Source organism: Bacteroidota bacterium (genome assembly GCA_018831055.1).
GTDB lineage: Bacteria > Bacteroidota > Bacteroidia > Bacteroidales > B18-G4 > M55B132.
The window spans coordinates 1-4,088 of the sequence record JAHJRE010000046.1 but is presented as its reverse complement, the minus strand read 5'-3'; the positions used below and the strand labels follow the sequence as shown (position 1 = coordinate 4,088).

The following is a 4,088-nucleotide window of genomic DNA, read 5'->3' as shown; positions in this document are numbered from 1 at the left end:
CCCAGCCCCCAGTCCCCAGCTCCCAGCCCCCAGCTCCCAGCCCCCAGCCCCCAGACTCCCGGCCCCCAGTATCCAGCTTCCCAAAAAACACTTTTCTCTGCCAAACATAAACTTTTCATTAAAAAAATATTAAGAAATTGTTAATAATTTCTTCTTAGCTATAACAATGATTGTTCACGAGGTTATTTCATAATTTTTCAACCGTTCCGTGTTGATAAAATTCCCCCCGAAACCCTTGCAATTAGCTTATCTTAGCAAAACATATCCGTTAGCAGCACAATTGTTGTAATATCCAATTAATCATTTGCTTACTGTTGTGAAACACTAAATAATTCATCCGATGAACGAAGACCTTTTTGTCAATATAAATCAGCAAAAAGAAACCAAGGAAACGAGCAACTATTATGAAAAGGTAATAGAGCAAAGGACCCGGCCGGGTATCCAACCCGAGCCCAAACCGGCCGAGGCTTCTGTCGAAAAGGAAACTCCGGCTGCAGTCCCGGCCCGGTCAGAATTGACCAGCTATCCTTACGAAGAAGTTATAGAGAAGGCTACAGAGTATTTCCAGGGAGATTCCCTTGCCGCCAACGTGTGGGCAAATAAATATGCCCTGAAAGACAGCAACGGGAAACTGTATGAACTCACCCCTGATGATATGCACCGCCGTCTTGCCCGCGAAGTGGCCAGGATAGAAAGGAAATATCCGAACCCACTGACAGAGGATGAGTTGTTCGAGCTGTTTCGCCACTTTCGTTACATCATTCCCCAGGGTAGTCCTATGGCCGGAATAGGCAATGATTTTCAGATTTCTTCCCTGTCGAATTGCTTTGTGATCGGTCAGCAGAATAACTCCGATTCTTACGGAGCCATCCTGAAAACCGATCAGGAGCAGGTTCAGCTTATGAAGCGCAGGGGCGGGGTGGGGCATGATCTTTCCGGGATCAGGCCACAGGGTAGTCCGGTCAAAAATACTGCGCTTACATCCACCGGTATAGTTCCCTTCATGGAAAGGTATTCCAATTCAACCCGCGAGGTTGCCCAGGATGGTCGCCGCGGTGCCCTGATGCTCTCCATATCCATCAAACACCCCGATTCGGAAAAATTTATCGATGCTAAACTGGAACAGGGAAAAGTTACCGGCGCTAATGTTTCTGTTAAGCTGGACGATGAGTTCATGCAAGCTGTGCAGAATAACGAAACCTATACCCAGCAGTTCCCCATTGATAGTGAGAATCCTGTGTTTGTAAGGGATATCAATGCCCATGAATTGTGGAACAAGATCATCCATAATGCCTGGAAATCGGCTGAACCCGGTGTCCTTTTCTGGGATACGGTGTTACGCGAATCCGTACCCGATTGCTATGCCGATCTTGGCTATAAAACCGTTTCCACCAATCCCTGTGGTGAAATCCCCCTTTGCCCATACGACAGCTGCCGGTTATTAGCCGTCAACCTCTATAGTTACGTTGACAAACCCTTTACCTCGGAGGCCAGTTTCAATTCGGAACTTTTTACCAAACATGCACACCTTGCCCTGAGGATCATGGATGATATCATCGACCTGGAAATAGAGAAGATTGATGCCATCCTGAAAAAAATCAACTCTGATCCTGAAGATGAAGAAATCAAACGTGTGGAACGCAATATGTGGGAAAATATTCGCAGGATGACGATTAACGGGCGCCGCACAGGTATTGGAATTACAGCCGAAGGTGATATGCTTGCCGCCCTCAGCTCACGCTACGGCTCTGAGGAAGCCATCAGTTTTGCTACGGAAGTCCATAAATTGCTTGCCATAGAAGTTTATAGCTCTTCCGTGAAGCTTGCCAGGGAAAGAGGAGCTTTTCCGGTTTTCGACAGCGAAAGGGAAAAAGATAACCCTTTTATTTCCAGGATTCGTGAAGCCGCACCCAGGGTTTATGAAAACATGCTCAAATACGGCCGCAGGAATATTGCCATGCTTACCATCGCCCCAACAGGCAGCGTTAGTATTTGTACCCAAACAACATCCGGTATCGAACCGGCTTTCATGATCGCATACAAACGGAGAAGAAAAGTTAATCCCAACGATAAAAATGTGACGGTCAGCTTCGTGGATGAAGTCGGAGATGCCTGGGAAGAATATAACGTTTTCCACCCGAAGTTTGAAGTTTGGCTTAGCGTAAACGGTTACAACGTTGAGAAGGTCAAGCAGATGAACGACAAAGACCTGCAGAAGATCATCCGTAAGTCGCCATATTTCCAGGCTACTTCCAACGATATCGACTGGGTCAGCAAAGTGAAGATGCAAGGCTCCATCCAGAAATGGGTTGATCACAGCATCAGTGTTACCGTTAACATTCCGGAGGAGACTCCGGAGGAACTGGTAAGTCAGATCTATATGACCGCATGGGAAAGTGGTTGCAAAGGCATGACCATCTATCGTGATGGTTCCAGAAGCGGCGTGCTTGTGAGTTCAGACAAAAAGAAGGAAGATAATCCGGATGAATTTCGTGAAACCAATGCACCCAAAAGGCCCTGCAGTCTGGAAGCTGAAATTGTAAGATTTCATAATGATAACGATAAATGGGTCGCTGTGGTAGGGCTTCTGAACAATAAACCTTATGAAATATTCACCGGTAAGGAAGAAGGGTTCTTTCTTCCAAAATGGGTTGACAAAGGATGGGTTTTGAAGAATAAAACGGAAAACGGAAAAAACCGTTACGACTTTCAGTTCCTGGATAAAGACGGATACAAAATAACCATGGAAGGGCTTTCCCGTCAGTTTGACAAGGAATACTGGAATTATGCCAAGCTGATCTCCGGGATCCTGAGACATGGAATGCCATTGCCCTTTGCCGTGGATCTGGTTGGTAATCTCCAATTGGAAAAAGACTCCATCAATACATGGAAGAATGGTGTGGTCAGAGCGCTAAAAAAATTCATACCAAACGGTACGAAAATCAAAAAGCAAATCTGTGAGGCCTGCGGGGAAGCAGATACCTTACAATACCAGGAGGGTTGTATGGTTTGTACTCACTGTGGAAACTCCAAATGCTCGTAAAAGCAACTAATTATTGATTGACGCAAAAAAACCACCCGTCGCCCGACAGGTGGTTTTTGTTTTATGTTTGTTTATCTTTTTACTGAAGGATAAAGCGTACCGGCAGGTTATACTGTACACGTACCGGCTTTCCCCTTTGTTTTCCGGGATTCCACTTTGGCATGCTCTGGATCACACGGATGGCCTCCTCATCACATCCACCACCAATGCCCCTGAGAACCTTTATGTCGGAAACGGAACCATCACGCTCTACTACGAAAGTTACGTAAACAGTTCCCTGAATCCCGCTCTCACGAGCCATCTGTGGGTATTTGATATTGGCCCCAAGATACGCGTAAAGCTTTTCTATCCCTCCCGGAAATTCTGGCATGGATTCAACGACAATGAAAATGGGAGCTTCCTCTTCAACCTCTTCTTCGTCAACCTCTACCGGAACGTATTCATCCATTTCGGTGTCCTGGTCCGCCTCAACGTCAATCTGAATGTCATCTTCAACTTCAATGTCGTCTTCCACAAGATTCAATACTACAACTTTTTTCGGAGGTGGCGGAGGTTGCAGTTGTTTCTTCTGAATGGTGATCTCTACCATTTCTTCCTGAACATCTTCCGAGATCCTGTCGCCAAATCCTTCAACGGTTTTGTCGAAGGTTTTCCATTCAAAAGCCAGGAAAATGACGGCAAGGGCAACGATTAAGCCAATTTGCCTGAATATGATCTTTTTATTTTCAAGATCTGCTTTGGGTGTTTTCTTGGAATCCATAATTGTTAATTTTGAATGATCCTGAATTCGTTGGCTAAAATATCAATAAATTTTATTAGTCTCTACTTTTTATGTCTTAATTTTCTATTAAATAACCTGTATGCGCCCCATCCTGTAAAACAACCTATCGTGTTGGCTGCAAAATCAAACACATTTCCGCTCCTTCCTGTGAAAACAAAGACCTGCATTACTTCAGTTATCAAACCCAAAACTATGCCAAACAGCAATGCGTAAACCACATAATGATAACGCAAGCCTGGGAATTGATATTGTTTCCTTAAACCT

General features: G+C 45.0%; 3 protein-coding genes. 1 reads left to right on the top strand and 2 read right to left on the bottom strand.

Going from position 1 to position 4,088, the window contains the following annotated elements:
- Positions 1-340 precede the first annotated feature (340 nt).
- Positions 341-3,043: an adenosylcobalamin-dependent ribonucleoside-diphosphate reductase gene (locus tag KKA81_02990; GenBank protein ID MBU2649877.1), complete on the top strand. Its 2,703-nt coding sequence runs from the start codon at positions 341-343 to the stop codon at positions 3,041-3,043.
- A 79-nt stretch (positions 3,044-3,122) separates the two neighbouring features.
- On the opposite strand, the gene KKA81_02985 is transcribed toward KKA81_02990, so the two are convergent.
- Positions 3,123-3,803: an energy transducer TonB gene (locus KKA81_02985; protein ID MBU2649876.1), complete on the bottom strand. Its 681-nt coding sequence runs from the start codon at positions 3,801-3,803 to the stop codon at positions 3,123-3,125.
- A 62-nt stretch (positions 3,804-3,865) separates the two neighbouring features.
- Positions 3,866-4,088, bottom strand: a 223-nt coding sequence (locus KKA81_02980; protein ID MBU2649875.1) for a VanZ family protein, incomplete at its 5' end; no start/stop codon positions are given.

Excerpts from the sequence above, each read along its gene's own strand:
- KKA81_02985 (MBU2649876.1), bottom strand. The coding sequence starts at position 3,803 with ATGGATTCCAAGAAAACACCCAAAGCAGATCTTGAAAATAAAAAGATC.
- KKA81_02990 (MBU2649877.1), top strand. The coding sequence starts at position 341 with ATGAACGAAGACCTTTTTGTCAATATAAATCAGCAAAAAGAAACCAAG.